The sequence below is a fragment of the Hyphomonas sp. BRH_c22 genome (assembly GCF_000961795.1).
In the GTDB taxonomy this organism is placed as follows: domain Bacteria; phylum Pseudomonadota; class Alphaproteobacteria; order Caulobacterales; family Hyphomonadaceae; genus Hyphomonas.
In genome coordinates, this window is sequence record NZ_LADU01000033.1 from 23,353 (window position 1) to 48,493 (window position 25,141).

At 60.9% G+C, this 25,141-nt stretch carries 24 protein-coding genes and 1 pseudogene; 8 read left to right on the top strand and 17 right to left on the bottom strand.

Annotation, left to right across the window (positions count from 1 at the left end):
- Positions 1-7: 7 nt before the first annotated feature.
- On the top strand, positions 8-1,507 hold the full coding sequence (gene rpoN / locus VR74_RS04940; protein ID WP_299949634.1) for an RNA polymerase factor sigma-54: 1,500 nt from the start codon (positions 8-10) through the stop codon (positions 1,505-1,507).
- Between the two features lie 6 nt (positions 1,508-1,513).
- Here the strand turns inward: rpoN and VR74_RS04945 are convergent, their stop codons facing one another.
- The 3 genes from VR74_RS04945 to VR74_RS04955 all read right to left on the bottom strand — a co-directional run bounded on the left by VR74_RS04945 (position 1,514) and on the right by VR74_RS04955 (position 4,162).
- Complete coding sequence (locus VR74_RS04945) at positions 1,514-2,308, bottom strand: S1/P1 nuclease (protein ID WP_045694891.1); 795 nt, start codon at positions 2,306-2,308, stop codon at positions 1,514-1,516.
- Positions 2,309-2,387: 79 nt separating this feature from the next.
- Entirely contained in the window at positions 2,388-3,239 is an 852-nt protein-coding gene (locus VR74_RS04950) for a ribokinase (protein ID WP_045694893.1), read from the bottom strand.
- Positions 3,236-4,162: a nucleoside hydrolase gene (locus VR74_RS04955; protein ID WP_045694895.1), complete on the bottom strand. Its 927-nt coding sequence runs from the start codon at positions 4,160-4,162 to the stop codon at positions 3,236-3,238. The genes VR74_RS04950 and VR74_RS04955 overlap by 4 nt, the downstream gene beginning before the upstream one ends.
- Before the next feature lie 128 nt (positions 4,163-4,290).
- On the opposite strand from VR74_RS04955, the gene cdd reads away from it, so the two are divergent.
- Positions 4,291-4,695: a cytidine deaminase gene (gene cdd, locus VR74_RS04960; protein ID WP_045694896.1), complete on the top strand. Its 405-nt coding sequence runs from the start codon at positions 4,291-4,293 to the stop codon at positions 4,693-4,695.
- Here the strand turns inward: cdd and VR74_RS04965 are convergent.
- The 7 genes from VR74_RS04965 to VR74_RS04995 form a co-directional block, all read right to left on the bottom strand.
- Complete coding sequence (locus VR74_RS04965; protein ID WP_045694898.1) at positions 4,692-5,213, bottom strand: thioesterase family protein; 522 nt, start codon at positions 5,211-5,213, stop codon at positions 4,692-4,694. The genes cdd and VR74_RS04965 overlap by 4 nt on opposite strands.
- A 174-nt stretch (positions 5,214-5,387) precedes the next feature.
- Positions 5,388-5,582 (bottom strand): hypothetical protein, encoded by a 195-nt coding sequence (locus VR74_RS04970; protein ID WP_045694899.1) that lies wholly within the window; start codon positions 5,580-5,582, stop codon positions 5,388-5,390.
- Between the two features lie 71 nt (positions 5,583-5,653).
- Entirely contained in the window at positions 5,654-5,986 is a 333-nt protein-coding gene (locus VR74_RS04975; RefSeq protein ID WP_045694900.1) for a hypothetical protein, read from the bottom strand.
- A gap of 182 nt (positions 5,987-6,168) precedes the next feature.
- The gene (locus VR74_RS04980) at positions 6,169-7,056 is read right to left on the bottom strand and encodes an OmpA family protein (protein WP_299949636.1); all 888 of its coding nucleotides are present in this window, start codon (positions 7,054-7,056) and stop codon (positions 6,169-6,171) included.
- 14 nt (positions 7,057-7,070) lie between these two features.
- Positions 7,071-7,424, bottom strand: coding sequence for a DUF4398 domain-containing protein (locus VR74_RS04985; protein WP_045694902.1), 354 nt, complete (start codon positions 7,422-7,424; stop codon positions 7,071-7,073).
- 318 nt (positions 7,425-7,742) lie between these two features.
- Positions 7,743-8,213, bottom strand: a complete 471-nt coding sequence (locus VR74_RS04990; RefSeq protein ID WP_045694904.1) for a hypothetical protein — start codon at positions 8,211-8,213, stop codon at positions 7,743-7,745.
- A 671-nt stretch (positions 8,214-8,884) separates the two neighbouring features.
- Complete coding sequence (locus tag VR74_RS04995) at positions 8,885-9,574, bottom strand: hypothetical protein (RefSeq protein ID WP_045694905.1); 690 nt, start codon at positions 9,572-9,574, stop codon at positions 8,885-8,887.
- A 557-nt stretch (positions 9,575-10,131) separates the two neighbouring features.
- Between VR74_RS04995 and VR74_RS05000 the strand changes: the two genes are divergently transcribed.
- The 3 genes from VR74_RS05000 (at position 10,132) to VR74_RS05010 (ending at position 13,236) form a co-directional block, all read left to right on the top strand.
- Positions 10,132-11,397, top strand: a complete 1,266-nt coding sequence (locus VR74_RS05000) for a site-specific integrase (RefSeq protein ID WP_045694906.1) — start codon at positions 10,132-10,134, stop codon at positions 11,395-11,397.
- Between the two features lie 137 nt (positions 11,398-11,534).
- Entirely contained in the window at positions 11,535-12,332 is a 798-nt protein-coding gene (locus tag VR74_RS05005) for a type IV toxin-antitoxin system AbiEi family antitoxin domain-containing protein (protein ID WP_045694908.1), read from the top strand.
- Positions 12,322-13,236 carry a nucleotidyl transferase AbiEii/AbiGii toxin family protein gene (locus VR74_RS05010; RefSeq protein ID WP_045694909.1) on the top strand — a complete coding sequence of 305 codons (915 nt, stop codon included), beginning with the start codon at positions 12,322-12,324 and terminating at the stop codon, positions 13,234-13,236. Before VR74_RS05005 ends, VR74_RS05010 begins: the two co-directional genes overlap by 11 nt.
- A 110-nt stretch (positions 13,237-13,346) precedes the next feature.
- Here the strand turns inward: VR74_RS05010 and VR74_RS05015 are convergent, their stop codons facing one another.
- On the bottom strand, positions 13,347-14,150 hold the full coding sequence (locus VR74_RS05015; RefSeq protein ID WP_045694911.1) for a WYL domain-containing protein: 804 nt from the start codon (positions 14,148-14,150) through the stop codon (positions 13,347-13,349).
- Positions 14,151-14,224: 74 nt separating this feature from the next.
- Here VR74_RS05015 and VR74_RS05020 point away from each other — a divergent pair, with 74 nt between their 5' ends.
- From VR74_RS05020 to VR74_RS05030, 3 genes are all read left to right on the top strand, one after another.
- Positions 14,225-15,367, top strand: coding sequence for an exonuclease SbcCD subunit D (locus VR74_RS05020; RefSeq protein WP_045694912.1), 1,143 nt, complete (start codon positions 14,225-14,227; stop codon positions 15,365-15,367).
- The gene (locus tag VR74_RS05025; RefSeq protein ID WP_045694913.1) at positions 15,364-18,435 is read left to right on the top strand and encodes an SMC family ATPase; all 3,072 of its coding nucleotides are present in this window, start codon (positions 15,364-15,366) and stop codon (positions 18,433-18,435) included. Before VR74_RS05020 ends, VR74_RS05025 begins: the two co-directional genes overlap by 4 nt.
- 136 nt (positions 18,436-18,571) lie before the next feature.
- On the top strand, positions 18,572-21,202 hold the full coding sequence (locus VR74_RS05030) for an AAA family ATPase (RefSeq protein ID WP_045694915.1): 2,631 nt from the start codon (positions 18,572-18,574) through the stop codon (positions 21,200-21,202).
- A gap of 64 nt (positions 21,203-21,266) precedes the next feature.
- On the opposite strand, the gene VR74_RS05035 is transcribed toward VR74_RS05030, so the two are convergent.
- The 6 genes and pseudogenes from VR74_RS05035 to VR74_RS05060 form a co-directional block, all read right to left on the bottom strand.
- Entirely contained in the window at positions 21,267-21,581 is a 315-nt protein-coding gene (locus VR74_RS05035) for a DUF736 domain-containing protein (protein WP_045694916.1), read from the bottom strand.
- A gap of 4 nt (positions 21,582-21,585) precedes the next feature.
- On the bottom strand, positions 21,586-21,822 hold the full coding sequence (locus VR74_RS05040; protein ID WP_045694918.1) for a DUF2274 domain-containing protein: 237 nt from the start codon (positions 21,820-21,822) through the stop codon (positions 21,586-21,588).
- Complete coding sequence (locus tag VR74_RS05045; protein WP_045694919.1) at positions 21,819-23,096, bottom strand: TrbI/VirB10 family protein; 1,278 nt, start codon at positions 23,094-23,096, stop codon at positions 21,819-21,821. The genes VR74_RS05040 and VR74_RS05045 overlap by 4 nt, the downstream gene beginning before the upstream one ends.
- Before the next feature lie 4 nt (positions 23,097-23,100).
- The gene (trbG, locus tag VR74_RS05050) at positions 23,101-24,138 is read right to left on the bottom strand and encodes a P-type conjugative transfer protein TrbG (protein ID WP_045694921.1); all 1,038 of its coding nucleotides are present in this window, start codon (positions 24,136-24,138) and stop codon (positions 23,101-23,103) included.
- Positions 24,139-24,143: 5 nt separating this feature from the next.
- A complete protein-coding gene (trbF, locus tag VR74_RS05055) occupies positions 24,144-24,836 on the bottom strand; it encodes a conjugal transfer protein TrbF (RefSeq protein WP_045694922.1) in 693 nt (230 codons plus the stop codon).
- A 3-nt stretch (positions 24,837-24,839) separates the two neighbouring features.
- Positions 24,840-25,141, bottom strand: a pseudogene (locus VR74_RS05060) (P-type conjugative transfer protein TrbL); the annotation flags it as partial.

Consider the following 25,141-nt stretch of genomic DNA (forward strand, 5'->3'; position numbering starts at 1 on the left):
TTAAGGAATGAAACAGTCACTCGACATGCGCCAGGGCCAGTCCCTGGTAATGACGCCGCAGCTCCAGCAGGCGATCAAGCTGTTGCAGCTTTCCAATCAGGAACTCGCCGAGTTTGTCGAGGCCGAGATCGAGCGCAACCCGCTGCTCAACAAGGCTGACGATAATGCCGGCGAACCGGCCGAGCAAGGCGAGGCGCCTGCGCGCCGCGAACAGCTCGCCCTGGATGACAATTCCGGCATGGGCGCGGCCCGCGACCAGCTGGATGCGCCGGGCGAAGATGTGTTCGAGCCGGGCACGGGATCGGATGCGGCCATGCCGGCGGAAGGCTCCGGCCCCTCGGCCCAGACCGACTGGTCAAGCGCCACATCGGGCGGCAGCTTCAACAGCGAAGAATATGATTTCACGGCGAACCTCAGCTCTGACGTCACCCTGCATGAACACCTGCACAACCAGTTGAACATTGCCGGCCTGTCGGCGGCTGACCGCCTGATCGGCGCGCGGCTGATCGACGAGACGGACGAGGCCGGCTACCTGCGTGCGCCGCTGGAGGATGTTGCCAAGGCGCTGGGCGCGGACGTTGCCAATGTGGCCGCCGTGCTGGCGGTTTGCCAGGGTTTCGAGCCGACCGGCGTAATGGCGCGCTCGATTTCCGAATGCCTGACGCTGCAGCTGAAGGATCGCGGCCGGTTTGATCCGGCGATGGAGGCCATGCTGGCCAATCTCGACCTGGTGGCGAAGCACGACCTGAAGGCGCTCGCTGATGTATGCGGTGTGGACAAGGCTGACCTTGCGGACATGCTGACCGAGCTGCGCCAGCTGTCACCCAAACCGGGCAGCGGCTTTTCCAGCGATACGACGATTGCTGTGGCGCCGGATGTTTTCGTGCGTGAGCTTCCCAATGGCATGTTCGCCGTTGAACTGAATGCCGAGACATTGCCGCGCGTGCTGATGGACAAGGCCTATTATGCCGAGGTCACGGCCCTGCCGATGCGCGACAAGGAGAAGGAATTCATCTCCGAATGCGCCTCGAGCGCGACATGGCTGATCAAGTCGCTGGACCAGCGTGCCCGGACGATCCTGAAAGTCGCCAGCGAGATCGTGCGCCAGCAGGATGCCTTCTTTGCGCACGGCGTTGCGCACCTGCGTCCGCTCAACCTGAAGCAAGTGGCCGATGTGATCGAGATGCACGAATCCACGGTCAGCCGGGTGACGTCGAACAAATACATGTCAACACCGCGGGGCCTGTTCGAGCTGAAATACTTCTTCTCCGCCTCGATCCCGGCAACCGGCGGCGGCGAGGCGCATTCGGCCGAGGCTGTCCGTCACCGGATCAAGATCCTGATCGACGGCGAGACGGACGATGGCGTCCTGTCCGATGACCAGATCGTCGAAATCCTGACCGGCTACGGCATCGATATCGCCCGGCGCACCGTGGCCAAGTACCGCGAGAGCCTGAACATTCCATCCAGCGTCCAGCGCCGCCGCATCAACCGCGCCAGCGCCTGATCCCCCCTATTCGGCGGCGGGGGCTGCCGTTTCGAACATTTCGTTGAGATAAGCGGCAAGGCGCACACCGCCCATGGACAGGCGCTGTTTCAGGACGGGGCGGCTCTGATAGACATAATCCCAGGACAGGATCTGCGTATCCGGGTAAATCGTGTCGCGGATGGCCGCGCTTTCGTCGGCCCAGTCAGCCGGGCGCGCCTTGGCCCAGTCGCCAAGCTGGTCCGGCGTGATCTTCTGGACCAGCCATTGCGTCCATTCGGTATAGGACAATTCCTCGTAATTGATCAGGCGCGCGTCCCAGACCTCGTGCAGGTTGGTCATTTCCTCGAAGAAGGTGCAGATGAAAAGGTTGCCGCCGCGGTCTGTGCCATTGCCGGCATGCAATGGCTGGTGCAGGTCGCCGACGAGATGGACGATGAAGCGCAGGGCCAGCTGGCGGTCTTCAATCGCGGCATCCGGGTCGAGCGCCACGGCGCGGAATTTTGCGAGCGCGGTAATGGCATCGCCCTCCGGCGGGGCCGTGCCTTCGGCATAGGTCGTGCCCTTCGGGATGGTCACATAATGGTAGGGGTTAGCCTCTGACCGCCAGAAATCGTCCGGGCTGGAACGCATGTAGTCCGGCCAGTCGGATGCTTCGGCGATGCCTTCGGGGCCGAGGATGTCCTTCACGGCCGCGTCGGCTGTCTGGCTGAGATAGGTCTGCGCAACGGCGCCGACGACGCGGTGGCCGGTCTTGCCCCAGGCATGGGCGGGAAGGGCGGCGGCAAGGGTGAGCAGAAGGGGGAGCAGGAGGCGGGTCATGGGGCAGTCTCCGGGTCTGGAACGGTAAGGCGACCTCAAGAGGATTTGCGGCGCGCGGTCAATGCCGCCCGGGCGGGTCCTATCGCCACGTCTCCCGCATGAGACGGTCAACTTCTGCACGCTGCGGCAGGCTTGGCTGGGCGCCGGGGCGGGTGCAGGCGAGTGCACCGGCCGTCACCGCAAAACGCAGGGCGTCGCGCTCGGGCATGCCTTCGATCAGGGCGACGGTCAGGGCCGCCGTGAACGTGTCGCCTGCGCCGACCGTATCGACGACCTGGACCTGCGGAGGGGCCTCACGGGCGATCTCCCTGCCATCACGGTAGAGCGCCGCGCCTTCGCCGCCGAGCGAGATGGCCACCAGCGCGCCCTGCGCATGCAAGGCGTCACCATAGAAGGCCGCTTCGGTTTCGTTGACGCTGAGCAGGCTGGCGCGGGCGAGGAGTGCGTCGGGCACGGCCATGGCGGGGGCGAGGTTGAGGCTGACAAAGCCGGTTGCCACCTCGGCGGCTGCCAGCAATGTGTCGGCGCTGATTTCCAGGACGCCCATCATGTGCGTGATGGACTGTTTCGTGACATCTGCAGGCCGCAGAGCCTTGTTGGCGCCGGGACAGACCACGATCAGGTTCTCGCCATCGGCCGCGACGGCGATCAGCGCGACGCCGGTGGTCTCGCCATTGATGTGCTGCACACCGGAAAGGTCGACGCCGCCGGCCTGCAGCAGTTTCAGGGCTTCCTCGGCCATGTCGTCGGCGCCGACGGCGCCGATGAGACGAACGTCTGCACCGAGGCGGCGTGCCGCCAGGGCCTGGTTGGCCCCTTTGCCGCCGGGATGGCGCGCAAGGCGGGCATTGGTGACCGTCTCGCCGGGCCGGGGCAGGGTGGGGCCAGTGGCGACGATGTCGAGATTGATGGAGCCGGTGACGGTGATCATGTGTTGTTTACCAGACGTTCGATCAGGGCGAAGAAGCCATCGGCATCAGCCATGGTCACCCATTCATGCGGGCCGGGTTCAGACAGGGCGACGCGGGTTTGCCCGAACCGGTCTCCCGGGGCGGTATCGACGGAGACGGTTGCCTGATGGCTTTCGAACAGGCCGGGCGCCAGCAGCCAGGCGATGGTGGCCGGGTCGTGCATGGGGGTCATCCGGCCTTCCTTCCAGCGCGCTTCCAGCACATTGGCGGCCTCAAGCAGTTGCACCATGATCGCGGCGCGCGGGCCAGGCAGTGCGCGCAGGAGGGTGAGGCGTTCAGGTTCGGCGCGCACCTGGTGGGTGACGTCGAGACTGAGCACCGTGCACGGGATGGCGCTGTCGAATACGATCGCGGCGGCGTGCGGATCAGCAAAGATATTGAACTCGGCGAAGGGCGTGATGTTGCCCCCCTCGGTATCGGCGCCGCCCATGATGACCAGACGGTCAATGCCGCGTGCGATGTCCGGCGCCATGATGATGGCGGTGGCGATATTGGTCAGTGGTCCGGTCACGACGATCGTGTATTGGCCGGGCCGGGCCGCGCGCAGCGTGTCGATCAGGTGCTGGACAGCGTGGCCGGCCGCGAGCGGCGCATCGGGTTCGAACGGATCGAGGCCCGCAATCCCGCTATCGCCGTGGAAGTGTTCGGCCGTCACGGGCTCGCGCAGGATCGGGCGGGGGCATCCGGCGAACACCGGAATGTCGGTCCGGTCCATGATCTGGCACATCATGCGCGCATTCCGGCTGGTCAGGTTCAGCGGCACATTGCCAGCCACCGTGGTGATGGCGCGCACGTCCAGCGCCGGGCTGGCCAGCGCCATCATCAGCATGACGGCGTCATCGACCCCCGGGTCGCAGTCTATGATGATCGGACGTGGCACCATGCGCTTCTCGACTTCCCTTTCGCTGGCCTTGTAGGCCGGTTGGCGGGCATGCTAACCAACAGGCCCGCCCGGGCAAGCAAGATCAGGCGGCGAACTGCTTTCAACCCCCGGAAAGCTTGGGATATTTTATGACAAAGCTGCCAGAAACGGATGTTTCTTCCCTGATTGAAGCGGCGCGACAGGCACGCCTGAATGCCCATGCGCCATATTCAGGGTTCCAGGTCGGTGCTGCGGTGCTCGACGAGCGCGGCGTGGTCTCGGTGGGCTGCAACATGGAGAATGCCGCTTACCCGCTCGGCACATGCGCGGAAGCCGTCGCATTGGGCGCCATGGTGGCATCTGGCGGCAAGACATGCCGGGCCATCGTAATCGTGGCAGGCGGAGACAGGCTGATCACGCCATGCGGCGGCTGCCGCCAGCGCATCACCGAACTCGCTGTCGCCGGAACGGTGGTCTATTGCGCCGCCGACGCGGGTGACGCGCTTGAAATGACAACGCCGGACGCGCTACTGCCGAATGGCTTTACGTTCTAGGGGCGGGCTTTCAGGTCATCAAGCATGGTGCGGAAGGCCGGGGGAATCTCCGGGCTGTCCATGTGGATGCCGTAGCCGTCAAAGACCATGTCGATGGTGACGCGTTCCTTCTTGCGGCCGACAAGGCGGGCGACCATCCGGCTTTCGGCGACGATTTTGCCCTTCGAATGAAACACGTGTTCGAACAGGATATAGCTGCCCTCCCAGCCGACGGGACGGGTGTGCAGCTCGAATTTCTGCGGGAAGCGCATCATGCGGTGAAAGCTGATCGCCTCGCTCTGGATGATCGGGGTCCAGCCATGCTTGCGGAAGACTTTCAGGAACCCTGTCCGCGCGATGTAGTTGAGCATGCCGAGATCTGTGAACGAGGCGTAACGCGAATTGGTCATGTGGCCCATCGGGTCATGATCACCGATCCAGACCGCTGACTTGATGACATGCACGTCCAGCGGCGCCGTCCGCTTTCCCGTAAAATATGCGGGAAGAAATATCCTGAGGAACCTGAAAAAAAGGTTCATGACTGCCGCTCGCTCCCGACGATACGCCCTTCACGGGCCATCGTCCGACGGCCCGTTCCCGGCCTGCATCCTGCAAGCTTCAGGCCGCGGGGCCAGTCTGGCAGCGACACGCTAATAAAACATGAGAGAGCGCGGCGGTTCAGCCTTGAGGCGCGGGCGGTGGCCGATTCTTGTTCAGTCCCTGGATGTCAGCTTCCGGATACGCTGGAGAAGGCCCTTCAGCTGGTCTGACAGCGGCGTATCTGCCTTGTCCTGCGCGGCTGACCGGATGGCGTCGCGAACCGTTGGCGGTATCTTGCCGGAGCTGCCACCATTGAGATGGGCCTTGGGAAGGGCGGGAGCGCGGCCGTCTTCGTCGTCTTGCGTCAAGGGGGATGCTTTCTTGGCCCGCCGCAGCGTGGGGCGTTCAGGGTTGGTCCAGAGGGTGCTGCGCGCGGGGACTAGCGCAAGAGCTCGCTGAGCTGTTCCAGCGAGAGGTAAACCGACGCGCCTTCAACGGCGGGAACCTTGACGATATCCGTCTCAAGAACATCCGCGAGATAGGCAAGGTAGAGGGTTTCAATCGTGTCGGGCAGCAGTTCGGCGGGGCGCGGAATTTCCTGCTCGAGAATCTGCAGCAGGAAACCGGCGACAATGCGTTCGGCAACCTCTTCATCGCCCGTGGCAGTCCAAGTGATCGCCCTGAGGTGCACGATGGACTTTTCGAGCCCATCAGCGAAGGCGTCAAAAGTGACAGGATCCGGCACGATTGGAATTTTCCGGTTTACAAGCATCTTCCGTCCCCCACACGCGCGCATTCACACATCCCGAGCTAGTTGGTTTTTACCGGTCGGTGCATCCTGAAAGAATACGCAGATGTACCTAGGCCTGGGCGAGCACCTCTGGTGGGAACAGGCAAAGAAAAAGGCGGCACTCGCGCGCCGCCTTGATCACTGCTTGAAAATCAGGTCCGGGATCAGTCCAGGATGGTGACTTCAACGCGGCGGTTGGCCGTGCGGCCAGCCACGGTATCATTCGAGGCAACCGGGCTCGATTCGCCCTTACCAATGGCCTCGATGCGGCTTGCATCAATGCCGGTGGTCACGAGATAGGCGCCCACTGAGGCGGCCCGGCGCTGTGACAGGTCCTGGTTGAACGCGTCATCGCCCTGCGCATCGGTGTGGCCGACAACCTGGATACGGGCCTCCGGCTGCTTGCGCAGGAAGTTTGCCAGCGGCGCCAGCCGGCCTTGCGCGCCGGCGGTCAGGACAGCCGAGTTCGTTGCGTACTGCAGGTCCTGAAGGATCATCGTCATGCCGAGCGCGGATTGCTTGAGCTCATAGTCAGCCAGCTCTTCGCGCAGGGCCTTCTCACGCGCTTCCGCCTGGGCGGTCAGGGCCCGGGACGTGGCGGCGCTGGCATCAGACTGGTCGGCGCGAGCTTCTGCTGACGCGGTTTCAGACTGCGCATCAAGCGTGGCGGCTTCGGCGCGTGCAACCTCCAGCTTGCGGGTTTCCGAGACGATTTCGGCCCGTTCCGCATTGAGTGCGGCAATCTCGGCTTCGGCTTTCATCTGGCCGCCGCGGGCCTTTGCCAGCGCGACATAGCCTTCGCCCATGCGGATCGCGTGGATATAGTCGTCCTCGTCGCGGTCCATATAGTGTTCCCGCGCGTCAGCGAGGGCGACGCCGGCTTTTTCCAGCGATGTCCGCCCCATCTGCACGGTGGCAGGGTCGGCGCGGGCCGCCATTAGCGACTGTTCGGCGGTGAGCAGGCGGGAGCTGGGTTCCGGCGCCGAGGCGCACCCGGCAAGAGCCATGGTGAGCGCCGCAATGGCGGCCGTGGTTTTGAGATAATGTGCCATGATGTGGGTCTGCCTTATGAGACGAGTTCGCGGCGAAGCGTTTCGATGCCGGTCTTGATTTCCGTCACGGTACGTTCGAGGGCGTGGAGCTTGATTTTTTCCTGGACGATTTCGCCGTGAAGAGCGGCTTCCTGGGAGCGCCAGACCGATTCTTCATCGTGGCCCTTGGCTTCTGCGTCGCGCGCTTCCTGGAGGCGCAGCTGGGTCTCCTGATAATCAACGGAGGCGGCCATCGCAGCGTCCGCCGAATCGAGCGCCTCGATCTGTGCTTCTGCTTTCAGCAGCGTGTCACGCGCCTCGTCTGCAAACGCGGCCGGAGCCGCCAGAAGCGCGCCTCCGAGCAATACCGCAGCAAATATCTTGTTCATTATGGACTCCCTGTAGGCCAATGCACCGATGTGCGGCCTGTCAAGGAGATGCGCTCGCAGCGGAAGGGTTCCATCCAGGCTGCATTTAGTTTTTTGCAGCAGTCCGACCTTCGCCGCAGGACGCTCTGCCAAACAGGCGTTTGTGGCACTGTGTCAGCGGGGAGGTGTGTGGGCGAAAAAGTGGGGAACAACCCCATGCGTCATGCCCTCCAGACCTGATCGATGTCTGTTACAGGCGAGCTGTCTGAAGGAGCGGGGCGGATCTTAAGGGGCGCCCTGCGCAGAGGGCATATGTGCGCAGGGCGGCGGCTTAACGGCTTATTCGTGCCATTGGCCGGTTCCGGTGGATGTGCTGTCTTTTGAATAGAGCGTCAGGGTTCCGGTGCGCCCGGCCAAATCGCCCGACTTGCCGATCAGGCCGCCGACACAGCTCATGGTTGTCATTTCGGCATCCATGAAGTTGCAGCCGGTGTACACGGTATAGTTTCCGTCTTCACTTGCGCCGTCGCATACGCCGTGGACCATGAATATGGAATCGCGCGGCGGTTGGCTTGTCGAAACGCATTTGAAAGAGCTTTCTCCCTTGGTTCCATCGGCATAGGTCGTCGTCGTGGTGCCTGTCCAGTACGCGCCAGCGACACTTCCTTGCGGGGTTGTGGCGCCAACAGTTGTCGGCGTTTCAGACGTGGATGAGAAAGTGAAGGTTTGCGCGAAGGCGCCTGCGCAAAACAGTCCGGATGCCAATCCGAAGGCAACCAATCGTCCGGCGTTTCCAAGTATCTTTGTCATTGTTTTCTCCACAGCAATTCAATTCCGTCATTGTGCAGACGGAGCAACCAGGCCGAATGGCCCAATGGATTGTGGTGGCAACGCTTGATCGCTTTGGCCGCCGGATTGATGGCGCCAAACCCAGTTTTGCGACTTCCTCAGGTCCCACCCTGTTTTCTTTCTTTATACTCTGGATTAGGACTATTTCAAAGGCCCTGATGAATTGTCCGTCCTGCCAGCGCATTCGTTTCGACGATCAAGGTGCATGCATGCAGGTATTTTGCGGTTTCAGGATACTATGCCTGCACGGCTCGGGCCTTTCCATCGGCCGATAACCGGGACTATCATGCGGCATGGCGCGGGCTCCAAACCAGATGGCTCCAAGGCTGCGTGCGGGTCAGCGTGTCGGCATAAGATAAGCCGACGACGGCATAGGGCTCGTCACACCCATACACGATGACCTTGAGCAGGGAACTCTGCAGGCAATCGACAACCTGTTCGGAGCAAATGTGTAACCCATCTCTCTGGCACACACTGTTAAGTCTATGTCCGGGCGGGCCATGAGAACCTTGGTGCACCGGAGCGGGTGAATATGGGAACGGGCATATGATTGTTTTGGCTGTGAAGTCCTGACGCCGGGCGAATGCTTTTGCAGCTTTCCGAAAACGCCGCCTGTCGCACCCATCCGGGCCCTACCAGCGGAGGGCGGCATCCGGCCTTCTTGACCCGACGGGTAAAGCCAGGAACGCCGCGCGCCATGACGATGCACGTTCTGCTTTCTGCGCGTCCTCCGCGACGGGAGCGGGTGGGATTCCGAGGACGCTGCGTTGAAGCCATGATCCATAATGCAGGTTCGGCAGGCGAGGCCCGGGAATCATTTCCAGCGCGGCGACGAGAGGTTCATATCGCTTCGCCGTCAAACAGAAGGTTTCGGCGCAGCACCCGTCCGCTTCCACCTGCGCCAATACCGCTGTGCAGTTTCCGCGTTGAAAATGCACCATGCGTTTGCTGACCGCGCAGATGGACGCATCCTGTCCAACCCAGGATAAAAGATCGCCGGGGGCGGAAATACGGTCAGGAAGTTCCGCAGCCGGAAAAGTCTCCTGGAGCGTACGGACAAGGCTGCGCCGTAAAGGAAAATCCGATTTCAGCAGAATCTTCCACGCCGATACGGGATCCTGTTCTCCGATTTTCACCTTGATTTCGACTCGCGTTCCGCCGCGCATGATCATGAACCATTCCGGACGGTTCGCTGAAAGGACGTACGTGTCGGTCCTGATTTCTGCAACGCCAATACCGAACATGTGGTGCAGGGCTTCAACGTGAGGCATGCCTTCTGAAGGCCAGGCTCTATATTCGAACTGTGTACTGCACGGCATCATGAGACCGGTTTCCTTGAAACATTACAATGCCGAAACGAATGAGGCATCAGTCGGTTCCGCCAACTGGAATCACGGGCGCCCAATCGGGCTGCCATGGCCCCACAGGCGCAGCACACTGAAACGCGAAGGAAACACCAGGAGATTGAATTCCGCCGTTCCAAAAATCCACGGAGCGTTGCCGGTGGAGCTATGCGGCGCAATTGCGCATCAACGCATGAATACCTCTGGTGCACCCAACAGGATTTGAACCTGTGACCTCTGCCTTCGGAGTTTGACCCTACCATGTTTGCGAGAGTCAGCGGCACCTTGCAAGTTCTTGCGAAAAAACGTTCTACGACAAGCACTTAGCGCGGTTTATGATGACTTTTGAGGGTCGCGGTTTTGCGAGACCTTGCGAGAAATTGGAGCCGTTTACGGCTCGCGGTGCTGACATGGTGCTGACTCAAATTCGGGCTCAATGGCCCGCAGTTGCTGGAGTTTTTGGATTTATTTGTCCGACTCCGTGCTGACTCAAAAGTCAGGAAACCCAGTCGCCACCGGACAAACCGGAGGATTGGATGTCAAAAACAGGAAAAAAGGTCAAGATTACGAAGCGTGTCGTCGATTTGGCCGCGCCGAAAACGTCGCCCTACATTATCTGGGACCTGGAGCTTCCCGGCTTTGGTCTCAGGGTCGCAGCGAATGGACGCAAGGCCTACATCGTGTCCTATCGGGTTGGTGTCGGGCGCGGCGCAAAACAGAGACGGGTGAGCATTGCCGCCTCCAATACGATGACGTGCGAGATGGCGCGCAAGGAGGCTCAGGTCTATCTTGCCAATGCCCGCCTCGGTGAGGATCGCCGGGAAGAGATTGACGCTGCCGCCAAGGCCAAAGCAGACATCACCGTCGCAAAAGCCATCGAGATCTGGCACGCCGAAGCGGCGCACCGCAACCGGCGAACAGGCAAAGCCAGAGACCCGCGTAACATCCGGAATGAGATGAGCCGGATGGATGCTCACCTCATCCCTGCAATCGGCAACAAGAAGCTTCGTGAACTGACACGCCGGGATGTCGAGTTGCTGCGTGACGATATCACCGCTGGCCGGACAGCTGTGGTTCAGAAGACGAAGAAGCATGGGGTGCGCCGCGCCACGGGCGGGACCGGGACAGCGAAGCGGACAATGGTCAGCTTCAAGAGCGTCCTCGCCTATATGAAAGATATCGGCTTCGTGGATCAGAATGTTGCGGCCAATCTCAGGCTCGCGCCGGATGGCAAGAAGGAACGCTACCTCTCTGTGGCTGAGGCCCACCGTCTCGGTAAATGCCTTGATGAGTGGGAACATATGGATCGTCGTGTGACTGGCATCACAATTATCCGCCTGCTGCTGATGACGGGCGCGCGGACCAAAGAGATCGAAGAGCTGAAATGGTCTGAGATCGATTTCGACCGCTCCTTCTTCCGGTTTGAAGAGACCAAGTCAGGCCGGTCGATCCGGCCGATCTCGCCGCAAGTCCTGGATATTCTCAAGGCTTTGCCGCGACTGCACCCGACCTGGGTCTTTCTCAATAATGCGGGCACAGGTCCTTATTGCGGGACGCAGGCGGTCTGGAGACTGGTGCGCGAGGAAGCGGGCCTGCCGGATGTCCGGAAGCACGATCTTCGGCACAGCTTTGCGAGTTTTGCTCTGGCCAACGGCCTGTCGCTTCCGATCATCGGTACACTGCTCGGGCATAGCCGTCCTGAGACCACGCAGCGCTATGCCCATTTGTCGGATCGTCATGCGATGGAGGCCGCCAAGAGCGTCGGCCTCGCCGTCATGAACGCGCTCGAAGGCCGTGAGTGATGGCGGGTGTGCTGGCATGTTTGTTCGACCCGGCGTGTTTCGAGTTCAATGAATTTCGTATCCCCAAGGTATACCAAGTAAGCTGCGCTCAAAACTATCTGCTTGCCAAGTTTCGAAAATTGTCTATTTTGTATCCCATGAGGCGACAAAACGAGACAAAGCTAAAATGGCTGCTGGAGACCGTCCTGCCAGGTCGGCTGGTCGATACGCAGACACTGCAGCGTCATGGCATCACGCGCATGCTCGCCCACAAATACATAGACAGCGGCTGGCTCGAACCGGTCGTGCGCGGCCTCTACCGACGCCCGAAGGCTGACGCTCGCAGCGCAGACTGGCAACTCGTCGTACGCTCGCTGCAGCACGTCATGGACTATTCATCGGTCGTCGGCGGACGGACCGCGCTGGAGCTGCAGGGGTTCGCCCATTATCTGCCGCTGCGCGGCGATCAGGATGTCCACCTCTATGGCGAAGCGCATCCGACCTGGCTCAAGCGGCTGGATGAGGCTGGCCGCTACCGGCTGCACAGCACCAAACTGTTCGACATGCACGCTGATGAGGAAACGACGGATGTCGACTCCCCGGTTGGCCCACTGAAATGTTCAACGCCGGAACGCGCCATCCTCGAACTGCTGGACGAGCTGCCCAAGCATGAGAGCGTTCATATCGTCGATACGGTCTTCGAAGGCCTCGCCTCCGCGCGCCCCCGCCGTCTGGAGAAGCTGCTGGCGTGCTGCACCAGCATCAAGGTCAAGCGGCTCTTCTTCGTCTTTGCCGACAAGCATGGCCATGCCTGGCGCCGACATCTCTCGCCCGAGCGGTTCGACCTCGGCTCGGGACCTCGTGCCCTCTTTGACAAGGGACAGTTTCATCCGCGTTACGCGATCTCCGTGCCGCCGGAGCTGATGCCGCAAAGTGAGGCGCGCCATGGCGCGTGAGCGATATGTGGATCAGGTCCGGCTGCTGGTCGATCTTCTGCCAGCGGTGGCGACAGAGGAAGACTTCGCCCTGAAAGGCGGCACGGCGATCAACCTGTTTTATCGTGATCTGCCGCGCCTGTCGGTCGATGTCGATCTCACCTTCCTGCCGATCAAGGACCGCGTGCAGTCGCTAGCGGACATCGACGTCGCGATGGACCGCATCGCCAAGGCGGGTTCAAAGGTGCGAGGCGTGACGGCAACCCGGATCGCGGGCGGTGGCGGCGGCGCAACCCGCGTCCTGTTCCGGCGGGGGTCTGCGACCGTGAAGGTCGAAACCTCCCCTGTGACACGCGGCGTGGTCTTCGAGCCCGAAACCAAACGCGTCACACCAACGGTCGAGGACGAATTCGGGTTCGCAGAGACAAAACTGGTCGCGTTCGAGGATCTCTATGCCGGAAAACTCCATGCCGCGCTTGACCGTCAGCACCCGCGCGATCTGTTCGACGTGAAGCTGCTTTACGAGAATGAGGGCATCACGGATGATCTTTTCAGGGCCTTCCTCGTCTATGTCGCGAGCTCCAGCCGACCGCCACATGAATTGTTGAATCCGAACCTCGCACCGTTAACAAACGTCTTCGAGGTTGAGTTTTCCGGCATGACCGTCGATGCGGTCAGCGTCGCTGAACTGGAACACGAGCGGGTCAGGCTAATTGAAGACGTCCAGTCCCGTCTGACCGGCAATGCCGCGCAATTTCTGCGAACGCTGGTCGAAGGCGAACCGGACTTCGACGCCATTGATTTAGCGTCAGCGGCAGACCTACCCGCCGTCCAGTGGAAGCTGCAGAACATCCTGAAACTGCGAGACACGAATCCGGAAAAGCACGCTGGGCAGCGGACAAGCCTGGACACTCTGCTGCGTTAATGGATGTTCCCATACAGCTCGATAGAGCTTGAATCTGCATTCCCGTTCGGGAAGATTTCTTTCGAGAACGCGTGACATTCGAACAAAATTCCCGATCGGGAATATTCTAGTCAACCTGCTTCGATTGGAAGATGCTCCGTACGCACGCGTTCCAGTCTCGCACCCGCTTCATTCAGGCCCCAGCGCCGGTCCAGATAGAACTCGAGTGCCTTGCGCACTTCGACTTTCAGGAGATCGTCGCTGAAGCCATACTCTCTCCTGACCACAGCGGCCTGCGCAGCGCTGAGCCGCGCGCTTGGCCTGAGCCAGATGATGCTCAGCGTGTGCCATTCGGAATCCAAAGGCAAAGGCGCCTCGATCTCTCCTGCTTGGAACGCATTCTCAGGTTCGATCCTGGCGGGATGAAAGTTCCGGTACTCGCCGCGTTTATAGCTGTAGGCCCGGAAATGAATGCTCTCGCCATCGAAAATAAACCGTGTTGGCGCGACCCATTGCGGAGCCGTTTCACCAGAGCTCATCGACGTGTAGGCGATTCTGACTTTTCGATGGTTCGAGATGGCGTCGTGAAGCACGGTCGCGACGTATGGGTCCAGCCACCGCTTTGCGCGGGGCAGCGCAGCGGGCAACTCATCATCCGAGGTCGTGTCGAGAACGCCGAATACGTCCAGCATCGAAGAAGGCGCAATCGGCTGATGATCTCGCGCTGCAACATAGGCTTTCAGGCGGGCGTCATATTCCGGCGCGTTCTGAGTGATCAGAGCGAGGTAGGCCCGAAAATCGTTTGCGGCCTGTGCCGTCGAGATTCCGAATCGCTCAGTGAGATCACGCCGCCGCGCAACGCCGCGCCAGGTGAAGCACCGGTCGAGAAACAATAGGCGCTGTCTCTGGGCATGTTTGAGCTCGTCGAGCGTCATCCAATGTCCTCTCTTGACTCCTGTTAACCTATACATCAAAAAAGTATACGTATAAAAAATATACGGAACAAGTCATGAAGCTGCTGCACACCTCCGACCTGCATCTCGGTCGTCAGTTCAACGGGATCTCCCTGGAGGAGGATCACGCAGCGGTGCTCGACCAGATCGTCGAGGCGGTGAAGGCGAATGGCGTCGATGCGCTGATCATCGCCGGCGATGTCTTCGACAGGGCGTCGCCGCCGCAAAGTGCGGTGCGGCAGTTCAACGGGTTTCTCCAACGAATCAAATCCGAGACCACCGCCGCGGTCGCCATGATCGCTGGCAATCACGACTCAGGGGACCGTATCGACCTTTCCGCCATCGCGGCGGATCGCTCGCGCTGGCTCATCCGCGGTGCGATCAGTGCTGAGGAAGCACCGCTTCTGCTCTCAGACAAGCATGGCCCGGTCGCAATCTCGGCGCTGCCGTTCGCATACGAGTATGCGGCGCGCGAGTGCTTTGAGAGCGAGACCATTGATACGCCCGAGGATGTGCTGGTGGCGCAAGTCGCAGCCGCCCGCGCCCGGATTCCTGAAGGCGCGCGGTGGATCATCGTCGCGCACGCCTTCGTCACCGGGGGTTCGGTCAGCGAAAGCGAGCGGTCTCTGACGCGGGTTGGCGGCATAGAGACGGTCAGGACCTCCGCTTTTGACGGGGCGCACTATGTCGCCCTCGGGCATCTTCATCGACCCCAGTCGGTAGGCGCGGAACACATTCGTTATTCCGGCTCGCCTCTCGCCTTCGGCTTCGACGAGGCCGACTCGGAAAAATCGATGGGCCTGATCGAGATGGATGCGGCCGGTCAGGTTTCGGTCGAGGTCGTGGCGTTCAAGCCGATCAGGCGTACCCGGGTTCTGCGCGGCAAACATGCAGAACTCCTACTCTCCGATCCGTCGAGTGATTTCATCAAGGCGGAGCTGACAGATGATGTACCCGTCATCGACGGCATGAAGCGCCTGAGGGACGTGTTTCCGAACGCCTGCGAGCTGGTTTATGTTCGCAATGAGCGCCCGCTTGAGACGAAGTCCGTGGACGGCCCGGCTGTCACCGCTGCTGAGCCAGCGGACGTGGTCAGAAACTTCCTCGGCGAAGTCGGTCTCGAAAACATCACGGATGCCGAACAGGACGTTGTTGAAGCTTCCCTCACGCGCTTGCGGCAGAGGGAGGATGCGGAATGAGACCGGTCCGACTCACACTCCAGGCCTTTGGTCCCTATGCGAACAGGGAAGTCATCGATTTCCGCAACGCCGTTGAAGCAGGTCTGTTCGGCATCTACGGACAGACCGGTTCGGGCAAATCGACAATCTTCAGTGGAATGACCTTCGCGTTGTTCGGCGAGGCGTCGAAGTCGGAACAGGATCGCACCTCCCTTCGTTCAGACCATGCCGCCGCTGACGTCGCGACCGAAGTCGAGTTCGTCTTCGACGTGGGCGAGCGGCGCTTCGTGGTGGTTCGCCAGCCGGACCAGATGCGCCCGAAACAGCGCGGCGAAGGTGAAACCAAGAGCGCGCATGAAGCCCATCTGTTCGACGCAACCGGGCTCGCCCTCGATGAGATCACAGCTAACAAACGCGGCAAAATCATTGCGGAAAAGAAGGTCCGCGATGTCGATGCTGCCGTTTCGGAGCTTCTCGGTTACGGCGCTGAACAGTTCCGGCAAATCGTGCTGCTGCCGCAAGGCCGGTTCGAGAAGTTCTTGTCCGCCAAAACCAATGAACGCGTGACGATCCTGCGGGACCTGTTCGACGTCTCGCTCTATCAGGCCCTGATGGCTGACCTGAAGGACAAGGCCGCTGAGGCCGAACGGCAGGTGCGCGAAGAACGGGCGGTCTGCGCCGCGCGGCTCAATGCCGAAGGGTTCGAAAGCACGGACGCCCTGCTCGACGGCATAAACGTAGCCCAAACTGCGGTTGAGGAGCGATCGGTCGTCGAAGCGGGAGCAAAGCAACAGGCTCAGGCAGCGGAGACCGCGTTTCGGACTGCCGAAGCGGTTGAGGCCAAGTTCGTGGCATCGGCACAGGCGCAGGCGAAGCTCACCATCCTGATGGGTCGCAAGGCGGAATTCGCCGCCATCGCTGACCGGATGAAACAGGCGGCGCGCGCCCGGCTGATTGTGGATGTGGAAGAGCAACTCGTCACCGCGCGGGAAGACGTAAAGGACGCCGAAACAAAGCTCGCCGAAGCCACACAAGCGCAGAGCGAGGCCCAACAAAAAGTCAAAGACGCCATCGAGGCTGTGGCAAGAGAAGAGGCCAGAGCCCCCGAGATCGAAACCGCGCGCAAACGCAAGGATGATCTTGAGCGATTTGCCAGGGTTCTTGAGGCAGCGTCAGCCAGCGCCGAAGCCGTGCAGGCGGCGCTCGAGGCGCAGCGGATAGCCCAAGCGGCGTTCGGGAAGAGCAAAGATCGGCTCGACCAATTGCGCAGTACTCGCGCAGAGCGCGCCACCGCACTCAAGTCAGCCCGGAGCGCTGAGAGCGCACGCGGTGAGCTTATGAAAGCGCAAACGTATCTCCTGACCCAGAAGAAAGCCGCCGAAGACTACGGGAAAGCAGAAGCGGCGGCCCGGTCGGCGAAAGCGGCGTTTGAAAAAGAAAGCGCAGCCTCAGCCAAGGCGCTAGAACATGAAACCGAGGCGCGCGCCGCCTATGCAGCAGCGGAGCAAGCCCTGGCCGCCGCGCAAGCCCTGCATCTCGCAACCAAGCTGGAAAAAGATGCGCCCTGTCCTGTGTGCGGATCGACCGACCATCCGAAACCCGCCACGGGCGATATCGAGAATGCGGGGCGTGATCAGGCCTTCCGCGAAGCCCGCGACCGGTTTGAAACGGCTGCACGCGCTGCCCGCGAGGCCAGTGAAAAGCTAGCCGGGCTGAAAGCCACGCTCGAGGCCCGTGAGGAAACTCTCTCATCACTGGAACAGCCGACAGACACGCTCGCGGCGATTCTCGAGAACGTCAGACAGATTGAGGCTGACCTCGGAGCACTGGGCCCCGCCGTCAATCTTGAGGAAGTCGAGGCGGCTATCGAAGCGCTCGACGAGCAGATTGAAACCCAAGAAACCGAGACCGAACGCCTCCGCAGTGAAGCGGATAAATGCCGCAACGCTGCGACCGAAGCCAGAGCCGCCCGCGATGGAAAACTCGAGGCTGTCCCCGAAGCGCTCCGCACGCAGAGCGCTGTCACGTCCGCCATGGATGAGACGTCGCGTATACTGACCGCACTGGTCGAAGCGAAAGACAAGGCCGAAGCCGTGCTCAAGGCGGCCCGCGAGGCCGTCCTCTCCGCCGATGCCGCGCGTAAGGGCGCTGAGGAATCGGTAGCCACTTGCAAACTCCGGCTCGAAAAAGCGGAAGCGACGTTCCGCACGCGTCTGTCTGAGCAAGGGCTCACGGAGGAAGTATACCAGTCTCTCAAACCCGCTATCGCGACGATCGATTCAGACAGTGAAGCTGTCAGAAGGTACGAGACTGAGTTGAACGAGGCGCAGGGTGCCGCAAACGCTGCGGCCTCGGCGATTGGCGATCTGACGCGCCCGGATCTTCCCGTGGTAAAGGAAGCTCATGAAACCGCCCTAGCCGCCCTGACCAAAGCAACGGAAGATCGGATCGCTGCCAGCAACCGTGTCGGTCAGCTGGAGAAGCTGAGGCAAAGTCTCGAAGACACGATGCGCAAACTGGACAAGGCCGAAGCTGAATCTGGCCCCCTCCGCAAGATCGCGGCGCTCACGAATGGCGATAATCCGCTAAGCCTTAAGCTGGAAACCTATGCGATCGGGGCCATGTTCGACCGCGTGCTCGAAGCCGCCAATCTCCGGCTTGGTCCGATGACATCTTCTCGTTACCAGCTCGAACGTGACACCGAGGGTGGTCGTGGTAGCCGCGGCCTCGGCATCCAGGCCTTTGATGTGCACACGGGAAAGTCGAGAGGAACGGACACCCTATCCGGCGGCGAGACGTTCATCGCGGCGCTCGCCCTCGCGCTGGGGCTTGCTGATGTTGTCGAATCTGCAAGCGGCAAAGTCCGCCTCGATACGATCTTCATCGATGAGGGATTCGGAAGCCTCGACACCGAGAACGGTTCAGGCACCCTCGATCAGGTCCTGAACGTCCTAAACAGTCTGGTGAAAAACTCGCGGGCCGTCGGCCTGATTTCGCACGTCCCGCTTGTCCAGGAAGCTATTCCGAACGGATTCTATGTTCGCAAAGGTCTCACAGGCAGCGCCATTGAAGAGAGAAGCATTAGTTAATGACGGCGGAAATCAACTCAACCCAAAGACAGATTAGGGTCCGGGATAAGCTGAATACGATTGATATGCAGCGAATCATTCTGAACCTGAGACAGGTCGAACTTCCATATAATGTTGAAACTGCAAGGGGTAGAAATTGAAGGAGCCAATTGACGACATCGAAGCTTGGTCACAGAAGCTGTCCCCATGGAGACAAGACGCTTTACGACGCTTGGCTATAAGTGATCAACTTACTGACAATGATTTCGCCGATCTGATGGCAATGATCAAAGATGAAGCTGGTTTCAAGTTGGAAACGCCTGCACCTTCGGCGGTCCCCTTTAACAAATCTCATTTTGGCGGTGCAAATAGAACTCCTGTCACCCTCAAAAAAATTAGCAATGTTCAGAATGTCAATCGACTGGCAGCGAATGCTGAGCTTGAGTTTTGTCCAAACGCATTGACAGTGGTCTACGGTCGAAACGGCAGCGGCAAAAGCGGGTTCGTTCGCATATTGCGCACGGCGTGCCGCACGCGGGTGGAAAATCCCGCCAAACTCAAGGTTCTTTCTGATGTTTACGGCGGCGGCACTGATCCGCAGTCAGCCAATATAATCATTGATACGGGCAATGGGGAAACGCCGATCCCTTGGACGACAGGGATGACGGCAGCACCCGAACTCTCGCAAATTTCTGTGTTCGACACACTTTCCGCGCAGATTTATGTCGATAGCGGCAACCAGATTCGATATCTGCCCTTCGGTCTCGCCTTACCTCATCGACTCAACGGAGCTTGCCTTAAGCTCAAAGAAAACTTCGACGCAGAGCGAGAGACAACGGTCGGAAACAAGGTCAGTCTAACGACGATCATGTTCCCCATCCAGCGAGAAACAAAGAGCCAGCTGTTTGACAAAGCACTCAATAAAGACTCATCCGACAATGCGATTGAAGTGGCGGCAACATTTTCGACTGCAGATCAAGAGCGGCTCGACGAGGTCATCGCGATCCTATCGGCAAGTGCAGCGGCGGTCGCCGACCTGACCTCTCTCATCGGCTGGGTACAGGCGGTCGCAAGCGAGTGCGAAATCGCTGCGACTGCTTTCTCAGACTCGGCCCTGACCGGATTCACAACCTTGTGGAAAAGCGCCGTCACTGCACGCCAGACAGCGCAGCTCTCGGCAAGCGCTCTGTTTACAGATGAACCACTTCCCGGCGTAGGAAGCGAGAGTTGGCGCGCTCTATGGGCCGCAGCGCGCGATTATTCTGTCAAAGAGGCGTATGTCGGCGCAGACTTCCCGGTCACTGAAGCGGCAAGTTGCGTGCTTTGCCAGCAGCCGCTGCTTCCCGCTGGCACCGAGCGAATGCAGAGATTTAAGAATTACATCGACGATACCCTCGATGTGGCTGCCGCAAAGGCAGAGAAGGCCGTCTCCGATGCTGCCGACACACTGCCGGCTCTGACGCATCTGAGCGCGGACGGATTTTCGGAACGGGTCGAGCAGATTCGTCAGCGCGACCCGAAACTCGCCGATGCCCTATCATGTTTTCAGGTGTCAGCGACCCAGCGGCGCGAAGAGGCCGCTGCGCGGTTGACAGGCGACGACAGTGCGCCCGTTTCGGCGCTTGTCTCGCCGCATGCCGAGTTGAAAGAATTAGCTCGAAACCTCGGCGACGAAAAGGACAAGCGTGTCAAGGCTGGCGAGGCGCAGGAGCGCGAGAGGCTCGCCAGCGAAAAGGCCGAACTTGAAGACAAGAAGATACTTGCGGCCAACCGGGAAAAGTTGGTCACGCGGCGGGATCTCCTTGAAACTGACGCAGCTTTCGAAAAAGCGTCGGCCGAACTACAGACTACGGGGATCACGCGGCGCGCAAACGAGTTGGTCGATTCGCATCTCACAAATGCGGTGGTGACGCGTTTCGACGACGAGCGCGGGCGGTTCGACATCATGCACCTCAAAGTCGGACTTTCGCGCAAGAGCGGTCAGACCAAAGCCGAATTCGAAGTCGATCCACAGACAAAACTTACCAAGGTTACTTCGGAAATTCTCAGCGAAGGAGAGCAGCGGGCACTCGCGCTAGCTGGCTTTCTCACGGAAGTAGCTTTGACCGAGGGGTCTGGACCGATAATCGTCGACGACCCAGTATCATCGCTCGACCGCGACCGGAGCGCGCGCGTTGCAGAACGCCTCGCCGAAGAAGCATGTCAACGGCAGGTGATCGTGTTCACCCATGATATTATCTTTTTCAACGAATTGTGCGGTGCTGCCGAGAACAAGGGTATTGAGCCAGTAACGATTGCGCTTTTCGGGGATAAAGAGGCTGCAGGAAAGATTGATCCCGCCGGCATGATTTGGAAAGGCCTCAACGTTTCAAAGCGTATCGGCAAACTCAAGAACGACTTTGCACCACTACCCAAATTGCTCACCACGAGTCCGGCCGATTACGAGTACCAAGTGAAGAACCTTTATGGCCGCTTGCGGGATACTTATGAGCGTGTTGTCGAAGAGGTAATTTTCAGGGATATCGTGCGCCGAGGCACCGACGTTATCAAGGCGCAGGAACTCCGCTATGTCACCTTGTCGGACGCGCTCGCGATCCGGTTCCATGAAGGCATGACGCGCGCCAACACCTACAGCCATGATAATCCAGCCTCAGATACTGTAGGCATTCCTCAACCGGATGATTTTACGGCTGACATCGCAGCACTGGAGAAGCTCGTCGCAGACCTCCAGGCTGCAAGCAAGTCCGCCGAGGCAGCGAGGCCGCAGATGAAACCAAAAAAATATTGATTTGTTTTGAGGTGTTTATGGCTTCGGTTTCATTTGATGGCTAACGCCGCCAGCGCACGGCTGCTCAGCTAGCTTTCGCCCGGTTCCAGATCATGACGCCGGTGCCGTCCTTCTCATTCTCGAAGAAGGCCGCGCGCATCGGGCTGGCGAAGCTCGGATCATCAAGTTTGACGGCGAGGTAGGGCGTCTCGCCGTCCTTGCTTTCCTGACGCCAGGCCGCGCCGAGTTCTGCCCCGCCGGCATAGAGCCGGAAGTCGGGCGCGCCCTCTGAGGTCTTGTCACTGTTGGGGACAAGCTGGGCTTTGACGTTGATGGTCATGGTGCGGATGGTGCCGGTATAGCTGCCATCCTTCAGGGTGAACGTGCCGATCTGTGCCATTGGTTTAGGTCTCCTTGCTGGCATTGGAATGAAGGGCGCGGCGCGCCCGCTTGAACCCGGCATCTGAAGCCAGGAAGCTTTCGATCATGGCGGGGATCAGCGCTTCGGGCTTTTCCTCCGCGCCATAGGTCTGGCGGTAGATTTCGGCATAGTCGCTGAGCGCGCTGGCGAGGTCGGGATCAACCGAGAGGCTCATGCGCACCGGCGTGCGGTCGGGTAATTTGTCGAGACGAAGGGTCATCGTGTGGCTCCTTGGGGATGGGGTCTGAGGATGAGATCGCGGGTGACGACCACACGCACCGGCCAGCCGGGGCGCACGCGGATGGTCGGCTGGATGCCAAGGTTGCGCTCAACCACGCGCTGACCGGCTTGGTTGATGGTGTCCGTCGTGCCGCGGCGGATGGCGCGTTCGAGATCGCCGTCGCCGTCTGCGCCGAGTTCGGCCCCGACGCCGAGGATGGTCGCAAGACCGGCCGCGACAAACACGCGATCCCAGTGATGATCGGTTCTGTCTGAGAGGCCTGCAAAGCCCTGCGCGTCCGCGCCGGGCGCAGAGATGAGGATGGAGGACCCGTCAGGGAAGATGATCCTGTCCCAGGTCACCAGAGCCCGGTCCTGCCCGAATGAGACTTCGGACTGGTAGCGTCCGATGAGGCGTGAGCCTTGCGGGATCAGGAGATACTGCCCGGTCACGGTGTCATAAACGGGCTGCGTCACCTGCGCGACGATTGTGCCGGGCAGGTCCGAGTTGATGCCGGTGACCAGCGAGGCCGGGATCAGCGTGCCCGCCATCACCTGATAAGGCGAGGCCGGGTCCTGCAGCCCATGCGGATTGTAGATGTCGCTGGCAGAACCCTCGCTCGCAAAGGCGAGCTTGCGGCTTTGGAGATTGGTATCGGCGGGCTGACCGAACGCTGACGGTGCGCCTTGCGGCAGGGCCGCGAGTGCAAGAAGCTCCGAGCCGAGATCAAGTGCTGGGTCGCGATAAGCGGGGCGAGCCCCGGTGGTGCTTGCCATGCCGCTCTGAGAGTCGAGCCGGAAGAAGACCGGCGCGCGGGCGGCTTCATCGGCGAGCGCTGCCTCGCGCATGCGCCGGGCGCGTTCGGCCTCGTCAGCCGGGTTCGGGCGGAAATCGTCTTCGAAGCGGGTCACGTATTCAGGCTCGATGCCAAGCTCGCGTTCAGCGCGCAGCATGGTCGCGCCGAGATCGCCCGACAGCGGCGGGCCAAGGCGTGCTATGCGGTCTTCGACCGGCGCGATGTCGCTATAGCTTGTCGGGAGTGTGGAGAGGCCTTCGGGCTTGCGTGTGTTGGTCGTGTTGTAAAGCTCGCGGCGGGCATCGGGGTCGACCGCAGTTGGCGGCTTCAGGGCAATGCTCATGGCGGCGAACAGGGCGAGCACGCCAATGCCTGCGCCGACCATCAGGACCTTGCGATTGATCCGTGTAACCGGCTTCGGGCTGGAGCGGATCTTCAGCCGCTCGGCATGCTCGTCGAAGGGAATGGGCTCGGACATCTTCCTAGCCCCCGAAGATCGCGGCCAGCGGCGGACGGCGCTCATTGCGCGAGATGCGGACAACGGTCTGATTGCGCTCGCCAAGGCGCAGCTCGGCCGCGCGGAACAGCCGGTCGACGACATAATAATTGCCGCGCACGCGATAGTTGACGAGTTCCGCGTCGCCATCCGCGCCCAGAACAAAGAGCGGCGGCATGTCCGTGGTGGCAATGTCCTCCGGCATCTGGATGAACACCTGACGGCCATCATCGAAGACCCGCACCGGCTTCCAGTCGGGGCTGTCGCCGGAGAGCCGGTAATCGAAGTTGAGGCCTTCAAGGGTAAGGCCGCGTTCAATGCTGCCAGCGTCGCGTGCGATGGCGCGTTCATTGCGGGCGGTCAGGCCCGCGAGTTCATCAGCCGGATAGCGCCAGGAGAGCGCGGCCATGTAGCCGCCTTCGGTACTTTCCAGTTCGAGGTGATAGGTGCGCCGGTCGGTGGCGATCATCAGGTTTGTGCGGATGCCGGATGAGATCGGCTTGACCAGCACATGGGCGCGGGCCGTTGCGCCCGATCCTGAGATCGTGTCGCCGACCACCCAGCGGACCGTGTCACCCGCTGAGACCGACACCAACTCTTCGCCCGGCTGAAGCGCGATGTCGCTGACCTGACCGGGACTGGCATAGAGGCGGTAGAGCGCGCCCTCGGTATAAGGATAGACTTGGATCGCGTTGACGTATCCATCGACCGAAGGTTCGATCAGCGCGCTGGTGCGGCCTTGTCTTATCGCTTCTGCCGGTGAAACCGAGGGCGCGCTGACGGTCCTTGTATAGGTCCGCGTGACGCTGCCATCGGGATTGGTGGTGACCCGCGCGCCGATTGGCATCATCTGGCCGGGCAGCGGAAGTGCCACGGCGGTTTCGACGATTTCGACGGGATAGTCGGCGCGGTCCTCGACGGGCGTGGCCGCGACAAAGGCCGCCGGATCAATCGGTTCGAGTTCCGTCGTGGCGCAGGCCGTGGTGAGTGCGAGGGCCGAAGTGGCAAGCAGAATACGAAGCATGGGGATCATTCTCCTGTGACAAGGTCCTGACCCCAGTTCAGGGCATGGACATAAAGGCCGAGCGGATTGGCGCGCAGGGTCTCTGCGTCCGTCGGCGGCTGGGTGATGAGAGTGAAATTGCCGGTGAACCTTTGGGCACGGACCAGCGCGCCATTCTCATAGGTCTTCTCGATCCAGCGGGCCTGGAAGCTGTCGTCCGAGACGCGCACCACGCTGACCACATCCACGGTGCGGGACTTGCGGCCGACATCGGCGAAGGGATCATTGGCCGAGGCGTATTCGTTGAGCGTGGTCGCGGCGCGGTCAGTCACGAAGTCATAGGCACGCAGCCAGTTCTCGCGCACGACGACAGGATCGACGGAAAGGCCCCGGACATGTTCAATGAAGTTGGCAAGGTGATGGGCGATCTGGGCATCGGTCGGCGTATAGCGTTCCGTCGCCGGAGCAACGGCGCGGGCCGCGCCGGTCTCATCGACTTCCACGACATAGGGCGTGACGGTGGACTGCATCGAGCGCCAGACCAGCGCGCCGGAGGTGACGAAGCAAAGCCCGAGACAGCCGATCGCCATGAGCCGCCAGTTTTTCGCCTGCACGCGGGCGGAACCAATTCTTTCGTCCCATACCTGTCCGGCCTTCTGATAAGGCGTTTCGGGGAACGGGCTTGGCCCATAGCTGGAGGAAGATCGCCTGAAAGCCATTGTCTAATCGTCCTTGTCTTTGAGGGTGGGGTTCGCGCCCGAAGCGCCGCGATCACCGTCGCGGATCGAGTGCGCGGCCATCTGCCCTGCCTGTCCCATGCGCTGGCTGGTCTGCATGCGCCGCGCCCAGCCGGGGCTTTGGGCAGAGGATGATGCGGAGGCAGGGTTTTGCATGGATGCGGTCGGCGAACCGCCGGTGGCGCGCCAGGCGCCTTGACTGCCGCGCTGGTAGGCCTCACGCATGGACTGGGCGGGACGGCTTGCTGCGCGGCGCATGGCGTCCCCGCCAGCGCGGGCGACACCGG